The sequence below is a fragment of the Sinomicrobium oceani genome (genome assembly GCF_900119185.1).
GTDB classification, from domain to species: domain Bacteria; phylum Bacteroidota; class Bacteroidia; order Flavobacteriales; family Flavobacteriaceae; genus Sinomicrobium; species Sinomicrobium oceani.
Genome location: NZ_FPJE01000017.1, coordinates 36368 through 61826, shown reverse-complemented (window position 1 = coordinate 61826; position 25459 = coordinate 36368). Strand labels below are relative to the sequence as shown.

General features: G+C 45.2%; 18 protein-coding genes and 2 tRNA genes. 15 read left to right on the top strand and 5 right to left on the bottom strand.

Going from position 1 to position 25459, the window contains the following annotated elements:
* Positions 1-114: 114 nt before the first annotated feature.
* Together BT112_RS15185 and BT112_RS15180 are read left to right on the top strand one after the other, a co-directional pair.
* Entirely contained in the window at positions 115-474 is a 360-nt protein-coding gene (locus BT112_RS15185) for a DoxX family protein (RefSeq protein ID WP_072318239.1), read from the top strand.
* 55 nt (positions 475-529) lie between these two features.
* On the top strand, positions 530-1519 hold the full coding sequence (locus tag BT112_RS15180; protein ID WP_072318238.1) for an SMP-30/gluconolactonase/LRE family protein: 990 nt from the start codon (positions 530-532) through the stop codon (positions 1517-1519).
* 125 nt (positions 1520-1644) lie between these two features.
* Here the strand turns inward: BT112_RS15180 and BT112_RS15175 are convergent.
* A tRNA-Val gene (locus BT112_RS15175) sits at positions 1645-1719 on the bottom strand.
* Between the two features lie 630 nt (positions 1720-2349).
* Here BT112_RS15175 and BT112_RS15170 point away from each other — a divergent pair.
* Both BT112_RS15170 and BT112_RS15165 read left to right on the top strand, forming a co-directional pair.
* Positions 2350-3708: an ATP-binding protein gene (locus BT112_RS15170; RefSeq protein ID WP_072318237.1), complete on the top strand. Its 1359-nt coding sequence runs from the start codon at positions 2350-2352 to the stop codon at positions 3706-3708.
* A gap of 216 nt (positions 3709-3924) precedes the next feature.
* Complete coding sequence (locus tag BT112_RS15165) at positions 3925-6084, top strand: 2OG-Fe(II) oxygenase (RefSeq protein ID WP_072318236.1); 2160 nt, start codon at positions 3925-3927, stop codon at positions 6082-6084.
* A gap of 335 nt (positions 6085-6419) precedes the next feature.
* Here BT112_RS15165 and BT112_RS15160 read toward each other — a convergent pair.
* A tRNA-Met gene (locus BT112_RS15160) sits at positions 6420-6492 on the bottom strand.
* 252 nt (positions 6493-6744) lie between these two features.
* Here BT112_RS15160 and BT112_RS15155 point away from each other — a divergent pair.
* The 5 genes from BT112_RS15155 (at position 6745) to BT112_RS15135 (ending at position 15816) form a co-directional block, all read left to right on the top strand.
* Positions 6745-8226, top strand: a complete 1482-nt coding sequence (locus BT112_RS15155) for a Na+/H+ antiporter NhaC family protein (protein ID WP_072318235.1) — start codon at positions 6745-6747, stop codon at positions 8224-8226.
* Between the two features lie 191 nt (positions 8227-8417).
* Complete coding sequence (locus BT112_RS15150; RefSeq protein WP_072318234.1) at positions 8418-9776, top strand: Gfo/Idh/MocA family protein; 1359 nt, start codon at positions 8418-8420, stop codon at positions 9774-9776.
* Positions 9777-9858: 82 nt separating this feature from the next.
* Positions 9859-12807, top strand: coding sequence for a SusC/RagA family TonB-linked outer membrane protein (locus tag BT112_RS15145; protein ID WP_072318233.1), 2949 nt, complete (start codon positions 9859-9861; stop codon positions 12805-12807).
* A gap of 18 nt (positions 12808-12825) precedes the next feature.
* Entirely contained in the window at positions 12826-14472 is a 1647-nt protein-coding gene (locus tag BT112_RS15140) for a RagB/SusD family nutrient uptake outer membrane protein (RefSeq protein WP_072318232.1), read from the top strand.
* Between the two features lie 18 nt (positions 14473-14490).
* Positions 14491-15816 carry a DUF3472 domain-containing protein gene (locus tag BT112_RS15135; protein WP_072318231.1) on the top strand — a complete coding sequence of 442 codons (1326 nt, stop codon included), beginning with the start codon at positions 14491-14493 and terminating at the stop codon, positions 15814-15816.
* A gap of 274 nt (positions 15817-16090) precedes the next feature.
* Here the strand turns inward: BT112_RS15135 and BT112_RS15130 are convergent, their stop codons facing one another.
* From BT112_RS15130 to BT112_RS15120, 3 genes are all read right to left on the bottom strand, one after another.
* Positions 16091-16963: a sugar phosphate nucleotidyltransferase gene (locus BT112_RS15130; protein WP_072318230.1), complete on the bottom strand. Its 873-nt coding sequence runs from the start codon at positions 16961-16963 to the stop codon at positions 16091-16093.
* A gap of 15 nt (positions 16964-16978) precedes the next feature.
* Entirely contained in the window at positions 16979-18091 is a 1113-nt protein-coding gene (locus BT112_RS15125; protein WP_072318229.1) for a mevalonate kinase family protein, read from the bottom strand.
* Positions 18092-18324: 233 nt separating this feature from the next.
* Positions 18325-19431, bottom strand: a complete 1107-nt coding sequence (locus tag BT112_RS15120) for an acyltransferase family protein (RefSeq protein ID WP_072318228.1) — start codon at positions 19429-19431, stop codon at positions 18325-18327.
* Between the two features lie 416 nt (positions 19432-19847).
* Between BT112_RS15120 and BT112_RS15115 the strand changes: the two genes are divergently transcribed.
* The 6 genes from BT112_RS15115 to cysQ all read left to right on the top strand — a co-directional run bounded on the left by BT112_RS15115 (position 19848) and on the right by cysQ (position 25381).
* Entirely contained in the window at positions 19848-20897 is a 1050-nt protein-coding gene (locus BT112_RS15115) for a LacI family DNA-binding transcriptional regulator (protein ID WP_072318227.1), read from the top strand.
* A gap of 466 nt (positions 20898-21363) precedes the next feature.
* Positions 21364-21795, top strand: a complete 432-nt coding sequence (locus BT112_RS15110; protein WP_072318226.1) for a DUF2061 domain-containing protein — start codon at positions 21364-21366, stop codon at positions 21793-21795.
* Positions 21777-22370: an adenylyl-sulfate kinase gene (cysC, locus tag BT112_RS15105; RefSeq protein WP_072318225.1), complete on the top strand. Its 594-nt coding sequence runs from the start codon at positions 21777-21779 to the stop codon at positions 22368-22370. Before BT112_RS15110 ends, cysC begins: the two co-directional genes overlap by 19 nt.
* Positions 22371-22379: 9 nt before the next feature.
* The gene (cysD, locus tag BT112_RS15100; protein ID WP_072318224.1) at positions 22380-23285 is read left to right on the top strand and encodes a sulfate adenylyltransferase subunit CysD; all 906 of its coding nucleotides are present in this window, start codon (positions 22380-22382) and stop codon (positions 23283-23285) included.
* Between the two features lie 31 nt (positions 23286-23316).
* On the top strand, positions 23317-24573 hold the full coding sequence (gene cysN, locus BT112_RS15095; protein WP_072318223.1) for a sulfate adenylyltransferase subunit CysN: 1257 nt from the start codon (positions 23317-23319) through the stop codon (positions 24571-24573).
* 13 nt (positions 24574-24586) lie between these two features.
* Positions 24587-25381 (top strand): 3'(2'),5'-bisphosphate nucleotidase CysQ, encoded by a 795-nt coding sequence (gene cysQ, locus BT112_RS15090; protein WP_072318222.1) that lies wholly within the window; start codon positions 24587-24589, stop codon positions 25379-25381.
* The last annotated feature ends 78 nt before the right edge of the window (positions 25382-25459 follow it).

The window sequence follows — 25459 nt, the reverse complement described above, 5'->3', positions numbered from 1 at the left end:
GATATCCCCCGTGCACGGAAAGTGTCGGGGGATTTTTGGTATACAAAATTACCTTGTGGTCTATGCGGTCATTGGTAAAGCCGGATAAAAAATGTATCTTACCTTAAAAAAATAATGAATGACCCCTGGCATCTTTACCTGATGGCTGTGCTTTATGTGTTGGCCGGAATAAACCATTTTATCAACCCCCGCATGTATATAAAGATCATGCCCCCGTATATTCCTGCACATCGGGCTATGGTATACTGGAGTGGAGTAGCAGAGATCCTGCTCGGTATGGCTCTGTGTTTTCCGGTAACCAAAGACTATGCGGTTTACGGTATTATATTGATGCTCCTGGTATTTTTCACCGTTCACTTTCACATGCTTTCCTCCCCGGAAGCCGGGGCCGGTGTTCCACGCTGGTTGCTGATATTGCGGATACCCTTACAGTTTTTACTGATATGGTGGGCCGTAAGCTATCTCAGCTTATAAAGAAAAAAGGTAAAAAAAATAATCTCCCGTATACACTAAAGAAACATCATATCGTATGAAGGCCTCATTGCTTATACCAATTCTGATTTTTATAATAAACCCCGTCACGGCTCAGAAAATCTCCGGATATATCGAACGTCTCGACCCGGATCTTGATGCCATTGTTAAAACCAATGCCGAGATAGCGGTTATAGCCGAAGGTTTTACCTGGAGTGAAGGACCCTTATGGATAGAATCGGAACAGATGTTACTGTTCTCGGACGTTCCGGAGAATACGATATTCAAATGGACGGAAACCGGGGGGAAAGAAGTTTACCTGCGTCCCAGCGGTTATACCGGAACAACACCGAGCAAGAGTAAAGAGCCCGGCAGTAACGGCTTGTTACTGGATACCCGGGGAAATCTTGTGCTTTGTCAGCACGGTAACCGGCAGATGGCGCGTATGAAAGCCCCGCTCAACAATCCGAAACCCGTGTTTGAAACCCTGGCCGACCGGTATAAAGGCAAAAAATTCAGCAGTCCCAATGATGCGGTATATAACAGCAGCGGCGCATTGTTCTTTACAGATCCGCCTTACGGCCTGCCTATGCAGAACGATGACGATCCGGCAAAGGAAATTGATGTTAACGGAGTGTATAAGCTAAAAGAGAACGGGGAAATCGTATTACTGACCGGGAAGATTACCAGGCCTAACGGCATTGCCTTTTTTCCCGGGGAGCAAAAGCTCCTCGTAGCCAGTTCCGATCCCGGTGTGGCCAATTGGTATCTTCTGGACCCGGAGAAAACCGGACAAGACCCCGAACTGTTTTACAGCGCGACGAACGAGCGAAAAGGACTCAAAGGACTTCCGGACGGATTAAAGATTGATAAAAAAGGGAATGTCTATGCCAGCGGCCCGGGTGGAATATGGATATTCGATAAAAATGCAAAAGTGCTGGGGAAAATAAGACTGGAAGAATCTGCTTCGAATGTAGCTCTTTCAGACGATGAAAAGATATTGTATATTACGAATGATATGTATGTGGTGAGGGTAAGGTTGAGGTAGGATATCTTTAGGCGTCTAAAAAGTTTTTTCCACGTGACGTGAGATTTGCGTATTTGAGATTTTTCTCGGACCTACCCGAAAAAAACGAGGCTGCCTTTTTAGACCTTTTTTATTATACTTAAACGTGGGTCATACTGGATTCGAACCAGTGACTTCCACCCTGTCAAGGTGACACTCTAAACCAACTGAGTTAATGACCCAAAAACGCATCAGGATGTCCTGAGGCTTTTCGTAATAGCCTTAGCAAAACAATTTTCGAACCATTTTTTGGAGGATTTGAAGCGATTAGCAATGCCCAAACCCTAAAATACTAAATGGCTCAATATACGACTAATGTACCTGTAAAGCTACGGCTATGACAAAGGCAGCGATTTTTACAGTCCATTCTTGTTTTATCAAAGTACATCCTTCAAAAGATGGAAAGGGGTTTCCCTAAGTCTTCTGAAAGGGAGCCAAAGGTACATAAAATTTACAATAATGATGGAAAAAATAGGAAAGTAAGAACAGCTGATATTAATTCTTCTGCTCTGTCGTAGAAATTACTCATATACTTGTCGTTGTCCGATTAAATATTGACTAATTCATTTTATGTAAAGTATCGTCTGAACCGGTCAGTATGGAAAATGTGGAAATAAACACCTTAGGAAGTCAGCCGTAGGTGAAGAGGAATGGAATGTAGGGGAATGGGCCGAAGGAAAGTACTTATAAGTTTAATTCCTAATAGACAGAGAAGCATCCTTTGTTTTATTACAAAAAAATAGAAAAACAACTCTTATTTTGTTACAAGAAAATTGTATTTTTGGGTTTATTTCATTACAAATTGATGGGCTGTGAGCTATAAACGAGAACTTACGGTAGAACTTGACAGTTGGAAAAAAAAATCCAATAGAAAGCCCCTTATCATAAGGGGGGCCAGACAAGTTGGAAAAACGACATTGGTCAGGGACTTTGCCAAAACGTATAAGCATAGCATTTACCTGAATCTTGAAAAGAAAGAGGATAGTAACTATTTTGAGCAAACCGATGATGTCCATACCATCCTTGAGTCCTTATTGATATCCAACAATATTACTTCAAAGGAACTGGGCAGTACCTTATTATTCCTTGATGAAGTACAAGGACAGCCCAAAGCCATTCAGCTATTACGTTATTTTTACGAAGAAGTACCGGAACTTCATGTGATAGCGGCAGGTTCCCTACTGGAATTTGCCTTAAAGGAAGTACAAAGTTTTCCCGTAGGGAGGGTAGAATTTCTATATCTCTATCCTTTTAATTTCAGGGAATATTTGGAAGCTATGGGACAAAAGGCCGCACTTGAGGCCTTAAGTGAAATTCCCATAAAACCGGCGGCACACCATACCCTTTTAAAGCTGTTCAATCAATATACCATCATAGGAGGAATGCCGGAGATTGTGGATGCCCATATCAGTGGGGAGCTTATTTCCGACCTTGCCACCATTTATGAAAGTATCTGGGGAGCCTATATAAGCGATACCGAAAAATATGCAGGCAATGCCACAGCGAGGAACATACTGAAACATATTATGGCAACTGCAGCATTCGCAGTAGATCAACGGGTCAAGTTCCAGAATTTCGGAAATTCAAATTACAGATCCAGGGAAGTGGGGGAGGCATTCAGGAACTTGGACCTTGTCAAGATCATACACCTCATTTATCCGACCACCGCTATTGAGCTACCTATACTCCCCGATTTAAAAAAGCATCCACGCTTACAATTTTTGGATACGGGAATACTCAATTATATCCTGGGCATTGCCTCCAAAATGGTTATGATGGAGGATTTAAGCGAGAGTTATAAAGGAGCCATCATTCCCCACATCATCACCCAGGAACTTATTTCCATACGGTCCCGAAAGCAAACGATACCTCTTTTTTGGGTTCGGGAAAAGAATCAGGCTTCAGCAGAAGTAGATTTGATTTATGAGACGAAAGGACTGGTAATTCCCATTGAAATCAAATCAGGGAGTACGGGTTCGCTGAAATCACTGCATCAATTTATGGACAGCGTGAACCATCCGTATGCAGTTCGCGTCTATGCCGGAGAATTTAAAGTGCAAAAAAGTACAACCCCTAAAGGCACACCTTATATTTTAATGAACCTCCCGTATTTCCTGGGGACAATGATCCCGGAATATTTGGATTATTTCATATCGCAATACCAATTATAAAACAGGTCTACATATACAAAAATAAGCACCATAAGTTAATGTGGTAGATACTTATGAAATGCCCATTAACAATTCGAGCAAACCAACCGATAATGTTCTTAGGGAATTCCCTGCTCTGCCGGCAGGCGGGCATCTGACCTAATTAAAAACAATTGCGAAGCACATCAATGAACTCCGCTATAAAATAAACGATAAGTGGATTAAATAAAAAAGAAAATGAATCGGCTAAAGAAAAATATCCTTATCTGTTTACAAGACATCAAAGGCAGTGGGAAATTTGCAAGCATCCGCACAGCAGATTTTTTATTTCCCGGTCTGGAGGTCGAAACGATAGGCGAAATAGCCTATCCGATAAATCAACTTCAGGCAAAGGCGTTAATAGAGGCTGCACACAAAGCACCCTTTGGGAAGGGCAGCCAAACCATAGTGGATAATAACGTGCGGAGTGCCTGGGAAATTGATGCCGATAAACTGCATTTCAACAATCCGAACTGGAACGGTTTTTTAGAAAAAGCCATCAAGAATATCAAAACCGACCTCGGACTGGAAAATTGTATCGTTACGGCACATCTTTATAAACTGCTTATTTACGAAGAAGGCGATTTTTTTCTATCGCACAAAGATACGGAAAAAGAAAAGGGAATGTTTGGTTCGCTTGTCATTGGTTTGCCTTCCCAATACACCGGCGGAGAATTGATAATTCGTTTTGATGGAAATGAGGTAACTGCCGATTTTGCCAATACAAATCCCGGTCATACCTTAAACTACGCCGCTTTTTACGCAGATTGCGATCACGAGGTAAGACCGCTTACTTCGGGCTATCGTGTTTGCCTGGTATATAATCTTGTCCAGCAAAAGGCAGGAAAAAAAATCGAACCGCAATCTTTGCAAAGCCACGCCAGCAGGATCGCCGGATTATTTGTCGAAAACAATCCGCTGAATAATCCTTATATCATCTTACTCGGGCATCAATACACTCCCAAAAGCTTTTCGAAAGAGACATTAAAACTGAACGACCGTGCTAAAGCCGAAGCCCTTTTACTGGCAGCAAAACAGGCGGGGTATTATACAAAATTATGTTTGGTTACATCTTATCTTACCGGAACTCCGGAATATGACGGATATTATGGAGATGACGAGAGCATCGAAATGGGAGAAGTATATGACGAATACTTGTCGATAGAACACTGGCTGGAAAACGAACTGCCGGCTTTCGATCAGATGGATTTTGAAGAAGACGAATTGATAACTTCCTTTCTTCTTAACGAAGGAGAACCTCTCATTAAAGAGTCGACAGGCTATATGGGCAATTATGGCCCCGACATCATGCATTGGTACCACTACGGGGCAGTAATGATTTGGTCGCCGGAGACGAATGCAGAATTATTGTATGCTCAAAATGCGGCAACCCAACTCAACTGGATTGCCTTTTTCAATCGTACACAGAAAATAAGCGATGCGGAAGTTGCGGCGGTGGAAGATATGTTAACCAGCGGATTAAACGGCAGATCCCGGTCGGACAAAAAAGAAAACTATAACGCTGTAGCCGACTGGCTTATCAATAGAAACGAAAAGGTCTTTCTGATGAAATTAGACCTGGAGCGTTTGCAATTCTTTTTTAAAAAAATAGATTCGGATCATTGGGTTAAACTCTTTCAATTTCTGCCTGTTGAGAACGCAATAATAGTGTTTGAAAAAATAGCAGTGGATATTACATTTCCGGTTCTGGAAAAATTGCTTGGCGTGCTAAACGCAATGACAGATACCGGTGCTTTAAAGTCTGTTGCCTTGCAACAAATAGCATTGTTGCCCAATCACTTTAAAAAGTTGTATGCCAATACTAAACAGGGGATTAATGCAGTAGCACTTTCCAATTTGTTTCAACTGTCACAAATTCTAACCGAAAAAGAATGGATAAAAACAATTGTTGAAGCCCTTACAAAAAAAGCGCAATGGGAATACATGCACAAAGTGATGGTCCCTAAATTGTTAACTACAACAAAATCATCTGAACTTACGGAAAAGCTGTTTTCATTTTGTCGCGAATACCTGCAACAACGTGTAGATAACAAACCACAACCACCTGCCGATTGGAGCCGCCCGGTACCTGATACAACCGGGTATTACGGGGCGCAATGGAAAATATTAAAAGCCTTTTTGGAATCACCCGATGAAGTGGTCTTTGACTTTCGTAAAAAACAGGATGAAAGAAACGAAATGGTATCGGCTATAAAAAACGTCGTCATTGATTTGAAGACCGAAACCATCAAAAAAGGCTCGCCACATACACTTCGTATTACCAAAACACAAGATGCCTATAACCGCTTGATGAAAAACTGGTATAAAGATGTGGCTTTGTTAGGGAAGATGAAATAAACACAAATGTTGGTTAGTCAACAACCTTGGGGTAAGCCCACGAGACATGAGTCGGAAAACCTGAAAAAACATTTCGACAGGGCTCATTGCAACGCATTTCTTCGACGCAAGCAGGGAGAGAAATTTCGATGGAAACGGTTCGATGAGTCCTTCTAATGCTCCAAAAACTCTCCAAATTGGTAGTTTTGAGGGCAGAAATTTTTTCTGCATCAACTTTTCGATATTAGTTGGCTCGTTTATTGGCTCATTTTGTGAGAAAAATCCATTTTCTTCACTAAAAAACGAGGGGTCATAAAACGCCGAAACCCCAGTGTTTACTGAGGTTTCTTCCGTTGTAGCGGGAACTGGACTCGAACCAGTGACCTTCGGGTTATGAGCCCGACGAGCTACCTACTGCTCTATCCCGCGATGTTTGCGGTGGCAAATATACGAGCTTTTTATGGTTTACCAAATAATTACCGGGTATTTTTTGAATATATACATTTAAGCGTTGTATAGGTGTTGGTTATGAGTGGTTTAGGGAGGTCATTTTTTTGAGAAAATTTCCAAATGCCTCGTCCATTAGTATTTTAATCAAAAATCACCTATTTTGTGCAGGCCTATCACAAATAGTCGACGGGTCGGTAACATGCTAAAAGCAATCTGCATATAGAATACGACATGGACAATTATGGTTTTCTCTCCGTTTTACCCCCGGTGCTGGCGATTATCCTGGCTTTGCGCACCAAACAGGTATATCTCGCCCTGCTTTTCGGGATCTGGTTTTCATGGCTGATCATGAGCGACTGGAATGTACTGGACGGTACGCTGGCTACAATAGAGGGTTTTGTAGATGTATTTAAATCGCCCGGAAATACGAGGACTATCATGTTCAGTGCCCTGGTGGGCGCTTTGTTGCTGTTTATCCAGTATTCGAGAGGCGTGGAAGGTTTTATCATACAGCTCAATAAGCTTATTGCCTGTGTGGAGAAAAAACAGAAAGGGTATAGCCGGATCATTGTGCAGTTATTGGCTATGGTAACCGGGCTTTTACTTTTTGTAGAAACCAATATCAGTTCGCTTACCGTAGGTACGTTATACCGGCCGGTGTTTGACGAATTGAAGATCCCCCGTGAAAAGCTGGCTTATATTGCAGATTCGACCTCCGCACCTTCCTCTATTCTCATTCCGTTTAATGCCTGGGGGGCATTTATTATGGGATTGCTGGTCACGCAGGGAACCGAACAGCCGTTTGCACTCATGCTGTCGTCTATTGCCTATAATTTTTACCCTCTCATTACAATACTTATTGTCCTGGCGGTAATTGTGTCCAAAAAGGATTTCGGTCCGATGGCCCGGGCGGAGAAGCGGACACGGGAGACCGGAAAACTGATGAACGACAATGCAAAGCCCATGCTTTCCGATGAAGTTACCTCCTTTAAATCAAAGGAAGGCGTAAACCCCAGGGCTTTTAATATGATCGTTCCGCTGGCCGTCATGGTTTTTATGATGCCTGTTAACCTCGCGTATACGGGGTGGGATAATGTAGAAGACCCCACCGGGCCCGGCGATCATATCTTCAGGGCTATAGGGCAGGGGTCCGGATCTTCTGCCGTGCTATATGCCGTACTTGCTTCCCTGTTAACGGCTATGGTCATGTACAGGGCACAGGGAATTATGCGTACTAAGGAGATGATCGACATTACGCTAAAGGGGATCAGTGAACTTATGCCGCTCGCACTACTTATGCTTTTTGCATTTGCCATTGGTAATGCCTGTAATGCATTGGGTACCGGGGCGTTTGTGGCTGATTTTTCCAAAGATTGGCTCTCCCCGCAGTTTTTGCCGGCGATAATCTTTATTATCAGTGCATTTATCGCCTTTTCTACAGGGACCTCATGGGGTACCTTTGCCATTATGATGGCTATTGCCATTCCTATGGCAGAAATACATCAGGCCGAACTTACCCTGGTTGTTGCCGCAACACTTGGTGGCGGGGTTTTCGGTGACCACTGTTCGCCGATTTCAGATACATCGATCATATCCTCCATGGCATCGGGAAGCGACCATATCGACCATGTAAATACCCAGTTGCCCTATGCATTGGTGGCGGGAGTTTTAACCACATTACTTTATCTGGGATTCGGAATGATCTTTATCTGAGATTACGAATCCGGTATTTTTTTTATTACAAAAAATACAAGAAAAAAGCAACGCAGGCTTCTCACATTCTGTTAAAATTTTGTTCTGTATATAAAATTGTTCTCGAACACATTTGTTTTTTAGTAAAAAATTTATTTCTTCGTAAAAGAAATTAATCCGGAATACTTTAACAAACCATAATACTGACTGAAATGAGTTCAAGAAGGGATTTTATCAAAAAAACAGCCATAGCGGGGGCTGGTATTTCCGTTGTGCCCAATATGTCTTTCGGGAGCATATACGGCAAAGGAGATACTAAACTCCGGCTTGCATTTATAGGTGTGGGGCTTCGCGGAACGAACCACCTTAACAATGCGTTACAGCGAAAAGACGTAGAGATCACAGCGATCTGCGATGTAGATCCGGAACGCATTAAGATTGCCGTGAAGAAAATAGAAGATGCCGGTTTTAAAAAACCGAAGCTCTTCGGTAATTCCGACCACGACTATCGTAATCTTCTGGAGTTGAAAGAAGTCGATGCTGTTGTTATCGCTACACCGTGGCTGTGGCATACCCGGATGGCGGTAGATGCCATGAAGGCCGGGAAGTACACGGGTCTCGAGGTTTCTGCAGCCAATACGCTCGAAGAATGCTGGGACCTTGTGAATACACACGAAGCCACAGGCTCGCACCTTATGATCCTGGAAAACGTCAATTACAGGAGAGACATCCTGGCCGTACTTAATATGGTCAAACAAAATGTCTTTGGCGAACTCGTCCACTTCCGCTGCGGTTACCAGCACGATCTCCGTGAGGTAAAATTCAACAACGGCAAACAACCGTATGGCGGGGGAGTGGAATTCGGGGACAATGCGATTTCCGAAGCCAAATGGAGAACCTGGCATTCCGTACTCCGCAACGGGGATACGTATCCCACACATGGCGCAGGACCTATAGCTGTGATGTGCGATATCAACAGGGGAAACCGTTTCGTATCACTTACCTCCAACGCTACCAAAGCTATCGGACTCCACAATTATATCGTAAAACACGGTGGAGAGGATCATCCGAATGCGAAGGTGAAATTCAAGCAGGGAGATGTGATTACAACCACCATAGAGACCGCTAAGGGCGAAACGATTATCGTAACACACGATTGTAACCTTCCGAGGCCGTATTCGCTCGGTTTCCGGGTTCAGGGCGCAAACGGGCTTTGGGAAAATGACGGCGACCGCATCTACATAGAAGGGAAATCCGAACCACATCGGTGGGATTCCGATAAGGAATGGCTTCGTAAGTACGATCACCCGCTCTGGAAGAAGTATGGCGAACACGCTACGGGGGCAGGCCATGGCGGAATGGATTTCTTCGTGCTGAACGCTTTTGTAGAGTCGGCAAAACAAAATATAGCACCGCCTCTGGATGCCTACGATGCCGCGGCATGGAGTGCCATAACACCGCTTTCCGAAGCTTCCATAGAAAACAACGGGGAGCCCCAGGATTTTCCCGATTTTACCAGGGGAATGTGGGTAAGGAGACAACCCTACAACTGGATTAAAGACACCTATTAACTGATCTCACAGCAGCTTTCATCCGGTCGTGCACCGGGTAAAGGTTGTTTACTTTTAAACTACTAACTCAAACTCAGATTTTATGAAAAATGTATGGATCTTTTTGGTCTTCTCCTTTTTCGGTTTTTTATGTGTTCGTGCACAATCTAATTTAACCGTAAAAGGAGTGGTTACGGACGATACCGGGGTTCCCATTATGGGGGCCAGTGTGGTCGTCAAAGGGACTTCTGTCGGAGCTTCCACTGGGATGGACGGAGAATATTCGATTACGGTTCCCGCAGAAGGCAAAGCCCTCGAAATATCGTATATCGGTATGATTACCCAGGTCATTACGATAAACGGACAAACCACTATCGATGTACAACTCAAGGAAGATGTTTCGGAATTGGATGAGGTTGTCGTGGTTGCCTACGGTACCCAGAAAAAGTCGGATGTAACCGCTTCGGTACAAAGTGTAAGTTCCAAAGAGCTTACCGACATCACCTCACCCGATGTCTCTACCATGCTTCAGGGAAAAGCCTCCGGGGTACAGGTTATGCAGGGTTCCGGACAGCCGGGATCGCTTCCTTCCATCCGAATTCGGGGACTTGCTGCCATTAACGGAAATGTAAGTCCGCTGTGGGTTGTGGACGGGGTCATTGTTCACGGTACGCCCAATCTCAATCCCAACGAAATAGAGTCGGTCTCCGTGCTGAAAGATGCTTCGGCGACTTCGCTCTACGGTTCCCGCGGAGCCAACGGGGTTGTCGTGGTGACCACCAAACAGGGAAAAACAGGGAAAAGTCAGCTTACGCTCTCCTCCAAGACCGGTTTTTCCTTTTTTAACCAGGGGAATTTCGAAGTGATGAACGGCAACCAGTTGTACGATTATTTCGGAAAGTTTACCAATCCCGGTAATATTCCCGACTGGTTTTCGGAAGAGGTGTTGCAGAACAATTACAACTGGATAGATAACAGTACCAAAACCGGAACCGTACAGGATCATACCCTCACGTTTACCGCCGGTACCGAAAAATCCAAAACATTTATTTCACTCGGATACTATGATGAGACCGGAACGGTTAAGGACTACGAATTCGATCGTCTGAGTTTTCGTCTGAACCACGACTACAAAGTAAACGACAGGCTTACGCTGAAGCCCAAATTTGCCGTAAACTATAACACGCGCGAAAACAGGCAGCATTCCCTGTACCAGATGTATCTCAACCTGCCCTGGGATGCTCCTTATGACGGGGAAGGAAACCTTATTAACCCAAGAGATTTTTCCGGGAGCTGGTACGGAAGGGACCAGAGTAATTACCTCTATGACCTGCAGTGGAATTATACGAAGGGCACTGAGTTTAACCTCTATTCCAATTTCGACGTCGAATTTGAAATACTGCCTAATCTGAAATTTATTTCTACCAACAGCTATACGCTTTTCCGCAGCGACAACAAGTCATACACCGATCCGCAATCTACTTCCGGGCAGGCTGTAAACGGTGAGCTTTACCAGTTCGATTCCAAAAGGATCACGCGGTTTACCAACCAGATGCTCCGGTACTCCAATACCTTCGGCGATCACAGTATCAATGCGCTTGTGGCTTACGAATACAACGATTATGTATATGAAAGCATGTCGGCAACGGGGCGCGGGCTTATCTCCGGCGATGAGGTTCTCGGAAATACCGTTACCCCCGGAGCAGTAGGCGGCACCAAGAACGAATATGCATTACAGTCCGTTCTTGTCAATGCCAATTACGGTTATGCTGATCGTTATCTCGCCCAGGTTTCCCTGCGTAGGGACGGAGCGTCCAACTTCGGGCTGGATAACCAGTACGGAACATTCTACTCCTTCAGTGGAGGATGGAATATTCACAACGAAGATTTTTTTAATGTCGAAGCGGTAGATCAGTTAAAGTTAAGAGCCAGTTACGGCGCCCTGGGGAACCGGCCGGACAACCTGTACCCGCAGTTCGAGCTGTATTCTGTGGATAACCCTTATGACGGACGTCCCGCTGCTGCCCTCAAGCAACTGCGCAATGACGACCTGGCCTGGGAGAAGTCCTATCAGACCAACATCGGTTTAGATACCAGGTTTTTCAATAAACTGAACCTTTCCCTGGAATACTATAACAAAAATACTTCCGACCTGCTCTACTTCGTCAAGCTACCTGCATCTTCCGGGTATGACGGTTACTGGGAGAATATAGGAGGCGTAAAGAATATCGGATATGAAGCTTCCGCCTCTTTCGATGCTTTTGCTACCGATACCTTTTCCTGGAGTGTAGGTTTTAACATCGGAACCAATAAGAACGAAATTACCGAGTTGTTCGAAAACCAGGATATTATAAACAACGATACCAAGATCTTCCGTAAAGGGGAAGATGTCAATACCTGGTATATGCGTAAGTGGCTCGGTGTAGATACCCAGACCGGGGATCCGTTGTGGGAAGTAGTCGATCCGCAAACCGGTGAAAAATCACAGACTTCCGATTACAACAGTGCAACCCGGCAGAAAGTAGGAACGGCCTCTCCCGATTTCTACGGAGGGTTCAATACCAGGCTGGCTTATAAAGGGATCACTTTTTCAGCCAATTTCGTATTCAGTAAAGGTGGGAAAATATACAATTCGAGCAGGGAGCTTTACGATGCGGACGGGGCATACCCCACCTACAATCAGCAAGTGCTTGCCGACGGATGGAGCAGGTGGGAGCAGCCCGGTGACGAGGCTACACACCCCCGGCTGGTGTATGGCGGAAACAGCCTGTCCAACAAGATATCGTCCAGGTACCTCGAGGACGGGAGTTATCTCCGGTTGCGAAATATAAGGGTCGGATATACCATTCCGCAAACCTGGCTGAGTTCGGTAGGGATCACCAATGCCGAGTTGTACCTGTCCGGTGATAACCTGTTGACGTTTACCGACTTTTCCGGAATGGATCCGGAAGTGGGGGTAGACCCTAACAACCCGATCCAGGGAGTGGGGTACTACAGTATGTTATATCCCGTATCGCAGCGACTGACACTGGGGATAAACCTTTCATTTTAACGTAAAGCCGAAAGACACATGAAACGCATTATATATACCATCTTTACGGCGGTCACCCTGGTCGCCTGTAACGTAGACCGGTTTCCGTATGAGGATATCCGGGAAGAAGAACTTTTTGAGAACGAAGGCGCTATTGAGGCCGTGACCTTAGGAAACTATTCTATCCTTAAAGGAGATCCCGACGGTTATGGTTTTGCCCCGCAATTGCACCGGTACACCGAGTACCCCGGTGATAACATTGCCCTGAGCGGAACAACGACAGACCCGTTGTTTTATTCGTATAATTATCAGAATATCGTAAACAGCTACCGGTCTAATGATCTCTGGTCTTCGGGTTTTCGGGCTGTCGTAGGGTGTAACAAGGTCATATCGCTGATCGCCGAAGGAGAATCGCCCGAATCCGATCAGCTCATAGGGGAAAACTATTTTCTGAGGGCCTATGTGTTTTTTGAAATGGTAAATATCTACGGCAGACCTTACAACCAGGGAACTTCCAACCTCGGAATACCCCTGAAACTCACCGCCGATGTAGAAGACCTTCCGGACAGAAATACGGTAGGGGAAGTCTACGATCAGGTAGTCTCCGATCTGCTCAAGGCAGAATCCCTGATGACGCTCGACAAGTCCAATGCATACGCCACCAAAGAAGCTGCACAGGCCTTGCTGTCCAGGGTGTACCTGTATATGGGCGAGAATGAAAAGGCCATAACCTATGCCGATAAGGTGATCGATTCCCAGCGCTTTCAGTTAGTACCACAATCCGAAATGGGAAGATATTTCGTCAAGGTCCCTGAAGATAATACCGAAACTATTTTCTGTTTACGCTATCGCAAGGAGTCCGATTACAGCAATGGGTGGTACACTGTAGGGTCTCTCTATGCTTCGATACAGAATGTAGGATGGGGAGAGATGTATGCATCGTGGTCTTACCTGCAGCTAATCGATGAGCACCCCGAAGATGTGCGAAAAGCATTTATAGAAGCCCAGTACCTTACCGACGAAAACGGCGACCGTATCCCTGCGGTATACTGGGTGGATACGGATTATAAATACCAGTTCCGCAGAACATCCGAGCAAAACGGAACGACCTATTTTACCGAAGACGGAAGCAACGTGCCTGTGCAGTCCGAAACCGATGGTGATCTTACCCGGTATTACATCGAGTACGGCGGGGAAAAAATATACGTGATCAAAGATTACGATATGGAGAAACGTAACGGCTATCCGAAATTCTATATCCTGAAAGCATCCATGCAGGAAAATATCCCGCAATTATGGTCGCCCGTCGTATCCCGGCTGGCCGAAATGTACCTTAATAAGGCAGAAGCCTATGCCAAGGCGGGAAATGCGGGAGAAGCGATAAAGAATGTCGATATCATCCGGGAGCGTGCGGGTATACCGCAATACGAAGATGTGTCGAACATTCCGTCCGGAAAAGACGTACTGGATATCGTTCTCGAAGAACGCCGTCTGGAGCTGGCCTTTGAAGGGCACCGCAAGTTCGATGTTTTCCGTAATAACAGGGTGTTGAACAGACGCTATCCCGGAACCCACCTCAATGGTAACAAACCGTATTTCGAAGTACAGCCTACAGACAAACGGGTCATAGAATTTATCCCGGAAAACCAGATCAATGCACAGCCGACATTGACACAGAACGATTAACCAAAAACCACTTATGTTATGGCTTATTATCTTATAAAACAATGTTATGTACTGCTGGTGGCAGGGCTCTTTGCCTCCTGTATTAACGGTAACGGCATTCCCGGCAATACCGATGAAGAAACCGAAGTGCCGGAATACACCATTCGTATTCCCCCGGGCGGAAACAGTTGGATCGTTAACGATACAGGGGCCAATGAAGACGTAATTTTCGATTCGGGGGTCCATAACTGGACCGATACCGGACAAGTGATCCGGACCTGGTTTAAGGTGACTGCTCCGGGTGAGATTTATGTAGGGCTCCATGCCAAAGCACCAACCGGTGCATCCGTACTGAATGTGACCCTCGACGGTGATACCCGGGAGATTACCCTCGAAAATACGGATTACGAAGACGTTTCCATCGGGAAATTCGAGGTGGAAAATCCCGGTTATTATTATGTGGAATTACAGGGTAAGGAAAAGACGTCCGATTATATCGCCGATGTTAATGAGGTGTTAATCGGGGGGAGTGCAACCGAAGATACCGTATATTATGTAAAGGACGATTTTTACTGGGGACGCCGGGGGCCTTCCGTTCATCTGACGTACGATGTGCCGGCCTCTTCCGATATTCTTTGGTTTTATAACGAAGTTACCGTACCGGAAGGCGAAGATGTCCTGGGATCTTACTTTATGGCCAATGGTTTCGGGCAGGGATATTTTGGTATCCAGGTCAATTCGGAGTCGGAACGCAGAATATTGTTTTCCGTATGGAGCCCTTACGAAACCGATGACCCCTCTACCATTCCGGATGATTACAAGATTATTCTGCTCGATAAAGGACCGGATGTACAGACGGGAGAATTCGGTAATGAAGGTTCCGGGGGACAGAGTTATAAAAAATTCATGTGGACAGCCGGAACAACCTATAAGTTTTTGCTTAAAGGAGAGCCCTCCGTAAACAACTCCACCGATTTCACGGCATGGTTCTATGCCCCCGAGACCGGGAACTGGCAACTTATAGCGAGCTTCCGCAGGCCGCATACCAGCACATACCTGACCAGACCGCACTCGTTCCTGGAAAATTTCCGTACGGAAACAGGCTTTAAAAGCCGAAAAGGAATGTACGCCAATCAGTGGGTAAGAGATGTGTCCGGTACATGGCACGAACTCACCAGGGCGAAATTTACCGCCGACGCCACGGCCAGGAAAGAGGCCCGGATGGATTATGCGGGAGGAGCCGAAGGTAACGCGTTCTTTATGCAAAACTGCGGCTTTTTCAGTACGAATACGGAAATAGACAGCTATCACACCCGCGAAGCTTCGGGCGTGCCGCCTGTGGTGGATTTGTCCGGACTCGAATAACAATGCAATGTTTGAACTTTGTTTTTTAGTTATTTTGATTTGATTAGTTAAAAGCTGCCGTAAAAGGCAGCTTTTATTTTTTTATGGTTATCGCAAGTGTGCAGGGCGGGCGATGGGTAGTGTGGTATTCTCATCGAGGATTCAGATAGCCTGTGCGGGCAACCACAGCTCTTGTATGGCTGACGCCAAACCGTATAAAACTTAACACGCCCTCTTTTTGGAGGGCGCGTAGTACGGATTTTTTATGGTGTAACGGATTGTCTTTGCGAGGGGATTATCCCCAATGGAGTTCCGGAAAATGTTTTTCCAGGTATCTTTTAACGTCGACGATATCATCTTTGGCCGTAAGGTCCGGAACGTGTTCGGCAAAGGGAATACCGACAGCGGTTCCCGGAAAATCATGGACCATGTTGAGTAAGGCGGTAGGCAGCTCTTTTTCGTTGCGTTCCGGGTGGATCGGGCAGTTTTTAAGGTAGGGATAAAAAGCTTTTCCTTCAAATTTAAAAGCATTCATACTCACCCTTATCTTTCCCTTTTCATCCGCGTATTTCGGAATGTCTTCCACGGCTGGCTTTTCTACGATGTTCAGCAGGGCATTGTCGTTGTCCATGTGGGCAACGGCAAACCTGGAGACCCTTTCGTGCGGGAATTCGAGGGCATCCCTGTCATAAGCGATAAAAGCATGGGGCGCCCGGGATTTCCGGAGCTCCAGGAAAGCCTCGGCCGAATACAGGTTATCACTGTTGCAAACGGAATAAAACTGTTCGTTCAGTTCGGGAAACTGTGTTACGGCCTGGAACAGGGCATCAGCCGTTCCGAGAGGTTTTTCACGGCCTTCCGGGATATACTGTATGGCAAATGAAATGTTCATGCCGTGAAAATCGTTGTCTTTCAGTTGGCTGCCGTAGAACTCCTTAAACAATGCTCCCTGCTCGCTGATTACGATATAGATGTTTTTATACCCTGCTTTTCGGGCGTTATAGAGGACATAGTCGAGCAAAGGCCTTCCGTTGGGTCCTACGCCGATAAGTCCTTTACTCCGTTCGTTAGCCTGGTTGATCTCATCTTCCGACAGTGCGGTAGAAGTCGATGGTTTTTTCATCCTGGAGGAAGCTCCTCCTGCTAAAATAATCAGATTGTCGTGCATGTTTCTGGTGGTTTATTATGGTTCTAATACGTTGTCCGGTATGCGGGCACCCCGGTCTACCGACACGCGGTAAGCATCCTGGGCCCCGGCCAGACGCAGTGCTTCTATAACGTTCTGTTGTTTTTCCGGTGCGATGACCACGATGCTGCCCCCGCCTCCCGACCCTACGATCTTGGCTCCGAAAGCCCCGGCCTCCAGGGCGGCATTGACCATGTCATCTATACGGGGTACCGTGATGTGGAGCAGGTCCCGCAGAATCGCATGGTGCTCGTTCATCAGCCCGCCAAGACGTTTCATGTCGGGTGTTTTGTGCTTCAATATCTCCAGGGCCTGGCGGGTACAGGCATGGTTTTTTATCGCAGCCTCAAAGAAGGGGTGCAAAGCTTCGGGCAGGGCGTGAAGATATTTTTCGATATCTTCAGGTGCTGTGTGTGCCAGTATGAAGTCCGGATATTTGGTCCTGATGTGTGCCACGGCATCGAGCGCATTGTTTTTCAGGCGGCTCAACGTTCCTATGGTCTCTTTCGGAACCCCCGATTCCGCTACGATCAGTCCGTCAAGGGCATGTCCGATAATGTTGCATGAAAAGTGCTTTCCTGTTTCGATATGTACGATGTTACCAACCCCGATACTGTACTGGTCCATTTTGCCGCCCGGTTCTCCGTGTTCCGTAACTTCCGCTTCATAAGCAATACGGGAAAGCAGTTCGGGGGTAAGAGGTTGATTGATGCCAAAGGTGGAAGCCAGGAAGTTGATCCAGGCCACAACGACGGCAGTCGAACTCGAAATCCCCGCATTCATCGGTACATCACCGCGTATTTCGATGTCGTAACCCCGGTCCGGTACACAACCGTAACGGTGAAGTACCCGCAGGGACGATAACAGGTAATCCCTGTACTGTAATTTTTCCGTGGAGACATCGAGGTTAATGGTACGTTCTTCTCCAAGGTCTTTCAGGTTGAGGTGAAATACGCCACGGTCATTGGGGACCGCCCGGAGCTTTACAAAACGGTTTATTGCACAGGCAATGACCGGAAGACCCAGGTAATCCTGGTGGTCTCCGAAAAGACAAACCCTGCCCGGGGCAATGGAATAGATATCCTCTCCTGGATTGATATGATTGGCCATGTATAAAATGGTTATGGATATGATGACAATATCATAAAATTAAAAGTATCTGTAAAACGATCTATGCAAATGTAATAAAATATGTGCTCGAGCACAATTACTCGAAGCTTTTATTTTATACTTTTTTATTATTCTTGTATCATGTTGATTTAGTTTGTTTTAAGGTGTGTTTGAAAGTTTGTTTGCCATAAGTTTTTCGGTTTGTAACCATGTGTTATATGATAATTGTGGCGTCATATTCTGAAATATATTTTCCTGGAATCCAGGAAACGGGTGATATACCAGAACATAAAAAGCACGAATAAGGCGTTGAATACGAGGATCACACCTTCCGGAATGCCCAGGGGGGAGAGGAGGCCTCCGGTAAAGATCATACCAAATCCCCGGAACCATTGTATGCCGACAGTTTCGGAGAAGAGATAAATAAAGATGGAATTCGTTCCGACCGCTGCAAATATATGAAGCCATTTGTAATGATTGCCTTTGAGGTCTATAAACCAGTAGCAGAAAGTGAGTGCCCAGATGGCAATTCCGCCCGAGACTAAGGTAAAAGACGTGGTAGCGATCCTTTTGATGATCGGGGTAATGTGCATGAGATCCAGGAGTACTCCCGTACAGCACAGTAGTGCTCCTGCCACGAGGAAATACCGGAGCTTATAGCGGTGCTTTTTGCTGTCGGACAAAAGTATTTTGCCACATATAACACCCCATATCGTATGGGCTGCCGTAGGGATGAAATTGATAAAGACCCAGTGCCCGCTGTTGGTCTTTCCCATAGTGAGCAGGTCTGTAAAGCTGCCGAAATTGGTTTCCTGTCCGTACGGATCAGACGGGTTGTAAGCCCTGTAAAGTATTTCGGTAAGTACCAGCAGCCCTGCAGAAATGGCCCACTGCCAAGGTGCGGAAAGTTTCATAATACCGTAGGCAATGAGTATGGTAAACGCCATCTGGACCAACACATTCCAAAGTTCCCAGACCAGGGCATGGCTGTACACACAATGCAGGAGGACCCCGAAAGCAAACAGGAGAAAACAGCGTTTCAGGATATGCCGGGTTGCTGCGCCCTGTGTACCGGGCCGAAGTCTTTTCCGGAGTGAAAACGGCATGGCGACACCGACGATAAACATAAAAAAAGGCTGGATCAGGTCCCAGAACCGCAGGCCATGCCAGGGATGATGGATCAGTTGTTCGGCCAATCCCCTGAACGGAGTATGTTCTGACCAGGCATAAAAATGTTCGTGAAACCCCGCAGCTTCGGCGATCAGTAAAAACATGGTGGCTCCCCGGAAAATGTCAAGTGCGTAAAGTCTGCCAGATTTTTGTATGGTATGGTTTTGCATCACATAAGTAGATTAAAAGAAACAAAAACAGGGCCGGGAAAAACCTGTTGCAGCGTATTCCCGGGACACGCCTATGGTATACAGACATGTCCTGTATCAGGTGATAGGAGCTTTGTTTTGGTTTCTTAACGGTTTCAGACGGTTGGTTTTTGGGTTGTAAAAATGTTATTTATACGAATGTAAACTTTGATTTGATTAAAATCAAGAATTTCAGGCAGAAATGTTGTCGAGCACACTTAATTGTATGCAGATGCAGGTATTTTATTTCCGGTTGACTTATATTTGCGGGCCCGCGAGGTTTTCAGGCCATTCGGGGTGTTGCAATCCGGGTTTACGGATACCTGTATAACAGTATATAAGGTATGGACAGACGGTATAAAACAATATTTTTTATATTTGGGATATAATTGTACACAATGAGTAAGAAGAAATATACCATAGCCGATATCGCTTATATGGCAGGTATTTCCAAGGGGACGGTGGACCGGGTAATACACAAGAGAGGAAAGGTCTCTAAAAAAGCCTATGAAAAGATCACCCGTATCCTGAAGGAAATCGATTATCAGCCCAATCTTGTGGCCCGGAATCTCAAAAAGAACAAAACATATACCCTATATGTACTGCTTCCCGATCCGGAACAGGATCCGTATTGGGCGCCCTGTGTGGAAGGGATCAACGCAGCCTCGCGCGAATTCCAGTCCTTCGGCGTGATGGTAGAGGCCGTTTTCTTTGACCCTTCCGGTACAAAAAGCTTTAACGCCACCTGTAAGCAGGTGCTCAAGCAGGAGCCGGACGGTGTAGTATTTGTACCGTTGTTTTACCAGGAATCCCTGGCATTTGCCGAAAAGTGTGTAAAGAAAAAAATAGGCCTGGCCACCTTCAACGGTTCCTTGCCGGAAGGCCAGGCCGGGAGTTTTATCGGGCAGGATCTGCACCAGAGCGGGAGGGTAGCCGGCAAACTGCTGCATCAACTCCTCGGAGACGATAAGAAAGTCGCGGTTATCCATGCCGATGAAGCCTACCAGAATGCCATCCACATGCAGGAGAAGGAAAAAGGTTTCCGGGATTATTACGAAGGATTGAAGGGTAACACAACCATTATCACCCAGACCCTGCCGCATAAGGATATCAAAAACGTGGCACAATCCATGAAGCATTTCTTTGCGGAGCATCCCGATGTTTCCGGGCTTTTTGTGACGACCTCCAAAGGGTACCTGCTGGACGGTGCGCTGCCGGAAACACATGCCGGCATCCCTGTAGTAGGGTATGACCTTATCGAGAAGAACATCAAAGCCCTGGAGTCTGGTGTCATCGATTTTCTCATACACCAGAACCCGAGACAACAGGCCTATCTCGGGGTGAGCTATCTCTCCGAATATTTCGCATTCGACAAGAAAATTCCGGGAAAGAAACTGTTGCCTATAGATATCGTGAATTCCGAAAATTATATACATTACTTGGAGTAGACGAATCTGGGAGAAGCCCATGTTATCGTTCAGCGGACTTCTTTTATATTCCTGTTTGGTGATATGGACATTCTATGTATAGAACTAAAAAACAACAGATTTATTAAATCTTACATAGCGGGTAGGTTAATACGTGTTTTTTAGTGCTATTGCATCGCGTTGCGTGAACATAATAGGTAATGTTGTGTTCGAAAAGATATTTTTTATTAAATATTTTCTCATTATATAATTTACTCTTACAAATGACGTTGTAGGAACTGGACATTTTTAATTGTTTTTGTAATTAGAGAATACTATTTTTATAAAATTCGATTATAAATTTTATACGATAATTCCTGTTAAATAAGGAGTAATGGATGTAAATATAGCCGGCAAAAGCTATACCATAGTGATTCAAAATTGGTTTCCCAAAAATAATTTACAGAAATCGGATAAAAGATAAGTTAATTGCAGGAGAGAAGATTATATGGGAAATAATTCGCAAAAAAGACACATAGTAAAAGCAATGACCTGGCGTATTATAGGTACAATAGACACTATGTTGCTTTCCTGGATTATTTCAGGGAATCCCATGGCAGGTCTTAAAATAGGACTTACGGAAGTGGTCACCAAAATGGTCCTTTATTACTTTCATGAAAGAGTTTGGTTCAAGGTAAACATGCCGGACAGCAGAAAACGACACTTGTTGAAAACCGTGAGTTGGCGGGTTGTGGGAACTATAGATACCATGATTTTGGCATGGATCATTACCGGTAATCCTACAACAGGCATGCAAATAGGACTGGCGGAAGTAGTGACTAAGATGCTGTTGTACTATTTTCACGAGCGGGCCTGGTACAAAATAGATTATGGTTTAAATAAAAGGAGACGGTTAAAACGATGGAAAAAAATGTTGTAAAACATCATTACAAGGTTTCGAAAAAGGAGAGAAACACAGGTAACGGACACAATTCCTTTCTGATATGGTTTACCGGCCTATCGGGTTCCGGAAAATCTACCATTGCCAATGCCGTGGAGCAAAGGCTTCACGATGAAGGAATAAAAACCTATGTCCTTGACGGCGATAATATAAGAAGGGGGATTAACAGTGACCTTTCTTTCAGCCCGGAAGACCGCTCGGAAAACATTAGGAGAATTGCTGAAATAGCTAATTTAATGGTAGATGCCGGCCTTGTGGTACTGGCTGCTTTCGTATCTCCCTATAAAAAAGATAGAGAATTTATTGCAAACACCGTAAAACCCAGTAATTTTGTAGAGATTTATGTGAGTACGAGTCTGGAGGAATGTGAGCGCCGGGATGTCAAAGGGTTATATAAAAAAGCACGTGAAGGGAAAATAGGTAATATGACCGGTGTTTCGGCTCCTTACGAGGTCCCGGAAAACCCGGATGTGGAGATCCGTACGGAAATAGAATCGATTCCCGAAGCTGTGGAAAAAGTATTGAATGCTATTAAAATTAAATTAGAAAGCTAAGTAAAGATCATGAGTAAGTATTATTTGAATTACCTGGATGAGCTCGAGTCAGAGGCTATATACGTGTTACGGGAAGTATGGGCACAGTTTCAAAACCCCGTAATTCTTTTTTCGGGCGGGAAGGATTCTATTGTGGTGACCCATTTGGCCCGTAAAGCATTTTTCCCGGCTAAAATTCCTTTTGCACTGATGCATGTAGATACCGGTCATAATTTCCCGGAAACCATTCAGTTTCGCGATGACCTGATAAAAGAACTGGAGGGGCGGCTCATCGTAGGTTCGGTACAGGAATCCATAGATAACGGACGTGTAGCCGAGGAAAAAGGAAAGAATGCTACTCGCAATGCCCTTCAGATCACTACTTTGCTGGACGCTATAGAAGAAAACAAGATAGACTGTGCCATAGGGGGAGGGCGCCGTGACGAAGAAAAAGCCAGGGCCAAAGAACGCTTCTTTTCGCATCGGGACGATTTCGGGCAGTGGGACCCCAAAAACCAGCGTCCGGAGTTATGGAACATCTTCAACGGTAAGCATTTCGAAGGAGAGCACTTCCGGGCATTCCCCATAAGCAACTGGACGGAAATGGATGTGTGGAACTACATAAATAGAGAGAATATCCGGATTCCTTCCCTCTATTTTGCCCATGAAAGAGAGGTCGTGTGGCGCAACAATTCCTGGATACCCAATTCGGAATTCTTGAAACTGGAGGAGCACGAAGAAGTAATCACCAAAAAAATACGTTTCCGTACACTTGGCGATATTACTATTACCGGAGGAATAGAATCCGAGGCAGATACCGTAGAGAAAATTGCCGAGGAAGTTTCGGCCATGAGACAGACGGAGCGTGGTAACCGTTCGGATGACAAACGCTCGGAAACGGCTATGGAAGACAGAAAACGACAGGGGTATTTTTAATATAACCAACGATTTAAAAAGAAAGAAGATAATGGAACTTGATAACAGTCAATTATTACGATTCACAACAGCAGGTAGTGTAGATGATGGGAAAAGTACCTTGATAGGGCGTTTATTATATGACTCCAAATCTATATTTGAGGATCAGTTGGAAGCTGTGGAAGCCACCAGTAAGAAAAAAGGGCATATAGGTGTGGATCTGGCTTTATTTACGGATGGACTTCGCGATGAACGAGAACAGGGAATTACCATTGATGTAGCGTATCGTTATTTTACGACACCTAAACGGAAATTTATTATTGCCGATACTCCCGGGCATATTCAGTATACCCGGAATATGGTTACCGGTGCCTCTACGGCCAATGCGGCCATTATCCTTGTAGATGCCCGCCATGGGGTGATCGAGCAGACCAAAAGACATGCCTTTATCGCCTCTCTTCTGCAAATACCACATATCATAGTTTGCATTAATAAGATGGACCTCGTGGATTTTTCGGAAGAAGTATTTAACAACATTGTGAGCCAGTTCGAGGAATTCTCTTCCAAGTTGCTGGTAAAAGACATCCGCTTCCGGCCTATCAGTGCCTTGCTGGGGGATAATGTGGTGAACCGTTCGGAGAATATGCCGTGGTATGAAGGGGCAACTTTGTTGCATACGCTGGAAACGATGCACATAAGCAGCGATATTAATAAAGTTGATGCCCGTTTTCCGGTGCAAACCGTATTGCGTCCTCAGAGTCATGAGCACAGGGATTATCGTGGTTATGCGGGCAGGATGGCCAGTGGTGTGCTTCGTCCGGGAGATGAGGTTACCGTATTGCCGTCCGGATTTACATCAAAAATAAAAACCATAGATACGCTTAATGGTCCGTTGACAGAAGCTTATGCCCCGATGTCTGTTTCTGTTACGCTGGAAGATGACATAGACATCAGCAGAGGGGATATGATAGTGCGTTCTAATAACAAACCCGAATCGTCCCAGGATATTGAAGTGATGCTTTGCTGGCTGAACAATAGCCCCGCAAAACCAAGGGCAAAGTATTCGGTGAGGCATACGACTAATGATCAGAAAGCTATGATCAAGGAAATTTTATATAAAATAGATATCAACACCCTTGATCGTAGTCCGAACGGAGAAGACCTGAACATGAATGATATATGCAAGGTGAAACTCCGTACTACCAAACCGTTACTGTTTGATTCTTACAGGGATAACCGTACTACCGGAAGTTTGATCCTTATAGATGAAGATACCAATGAAACCGTAGCGGCAGGAATGATCCTGTAAATATTTTTAATATATGGAACTCAACAAGCTTTTGGAAGTTGCCATTAAGGCGAGTCTCAGTGCAGGAGAAAAAATAATGCAGATATATGAGACCGGAGATTTTGAAGTGGATTACAAATCGGATGATTCCCCTTTAACCAAAGCGGATATTGCTTCACACAATGAAATCATACGTTTTCTGCAGGAAACCGATATTCCGGTACTCTCCGAAGAAGGAAAGGAACTCCCCTATGAAGAAAGAAAACTGTGGGAAACCCTTTGGATTGTCGACCCGATAGACGGGACAAAAGAATTCATTAAAAAAAACGGGGAGTTTACGGTAAATATTGCCCTGGTAAGAGAACAATCCCCTGTACTCGGGGTAATTTATGTACCGGCTTTAAACGAACTCTATTTTTCGACGATAGAAATCGGAGCCTATAAATGTACGGATCTACCAGGCTATGAGACCCTGGAGGATTGGAAGTCTGCTTCGGCAAAATTACCTGTGGAACGTAATGGCAGAATATATACTGTAGTGGCAAGCAGGTCTCACCTGTCCGGGGAAACTAAAGATTTTATCGATTCGTTAAAAGAAAAACACGGCCAGGTAGAGACCATTTCCAAAGGCAGTTCCCTTAAACTTTGTATGGTAGCCGAGGGAGAAGCGGATTGTTATCCCCGTTTTGCCCCTACTATGGAATGGGACACCGCAGCCGGGCAGGCGATCTGTGAACATGCCGGTTTTAAGGTCATCGATTATACCACTAAAGAAGAAATGAAATACAACAGGGAAAACCTGCTGAATAACTGGTTCCTAGTGCAGTAAATAAAGGTATAGTCATACATGAAAAGCCGTTTTCGCACAGGAAATGGCTTTTTTTGTGAGATAGCATACCGGGTATTC

Bases quoted from the DNA above. Each gene is read 5' to 3' on its own strand.
- BT112_RS15185 (WP_072318239.1), top strand. From the start codon at position 115: ATGAATGACCCCTGGCATCTTTACCTGATGGCTGTGCTTTATGTGTTG.
- BT112_RS15180 (WP_072318238.1), top strand. From the start codon at position 530: ATGAAGGCCTCATTGCTTATACCAATTCTGATTTTTATAATAAACCCC.
- BT112_RS15165 (WP_072318236.1), top strand. From the start codon at position 3,925: ATGAATCGGCTAAAGAAAAATATCCTTATCTGTTTACAAGACATCAAA.
- BT112_RS15155 (WP_072318235.1), top strand. From the start codon at position 6,745: ATGGACAATTATGGTTTTCTCTCCGTTTTACCCCCGGTGCTGGCGATT.
- BT112_RS15150 (WP_072318234.1), top strand. From the start codon at position 8,418: ATGAGTTCAAGAAGGGATTTTATCAAAAAAACAGCCATAGCGGGGGCT.
- BT112_RS15145 (WP_072318233.1), top strand. From the start codon at position 9,859: ATGAAAAATGTATGGATCTTTTTGGTCTTCTCCTTTTTCGGTTTTTTA.
- BT112_RS15140 (WP_072318232.1), top strand. From the start codon at position 12,826: ATGAAACGCATTATATATACCATCTTTACGGCGGTCACCCTGGTCGCC.
- BT112_RS15135 (WP_072318231.1), top strand. From the start codon at position 14,491: ATGGCTTATTATCTTATAAAACAATGTTATGTACTGCTGGTGGCAGGG.
- BT112_RS15130 (WP_072318230.1), bottom strand. From the start codon at position 16,963: ATGCACGACAATCTGATTATTTTAGCAGGAGGAGCTTCCTCCAGGATG.
- BT112_RS15125 (WP_072318229.1), bottom strand. From the start codon at position 18,091: ATGGCCAATCATATCAATCCAGGAGAGGATATCTATTCCATTGCCCCG.
- BT112_RS15120 (WP_072318228.1), bottom strand. From the start codon at position 19,431: ATGCAAAACCATACCATACAAAAATCTGGCAGACTTTACGCACTTGAC.
- BT112_RS15115 (WP_072318227.1), top strand. From the start codon at position 19,848: ATGAGTAAGAAGAAATATACCATAGCCGATATCGCTTATATGGCAGGT.
- BT112_RS15110 (WP_072318226.1), top strand. From the start codon at position 21,364: ATGGGAAATAATTCGCAAAAAAGACACATAGTAAAAGCAATGACCTGG.
- cysC (WP_072318225.1), top strand. From the start codon at position 21,777: ATGGAAAAAAATGTTGTAAAACATCATTACAAGGTTTCGAAAAAGGAG.
- cysD (WP_072318224.1), top strand. From the start codon at position 22,380: ATGAGTAAGTATTATTTGAATTACCTGGATGAGCTCGAGTCAGAGGCT.
- cysN (WP_072318223.1), top strand. From the start codon at position 23,317: ATGGAACTTGATAACAGTCAATTATTACGATTCACAACAGCAGGTAGT.
- cysQ (WP_072318222.1), top strand. From the start codon at position 24,587: ATGGAACTCAACAAGCTTTTGGAAGTTGCCATTAAGGCGAGTCTCAGT.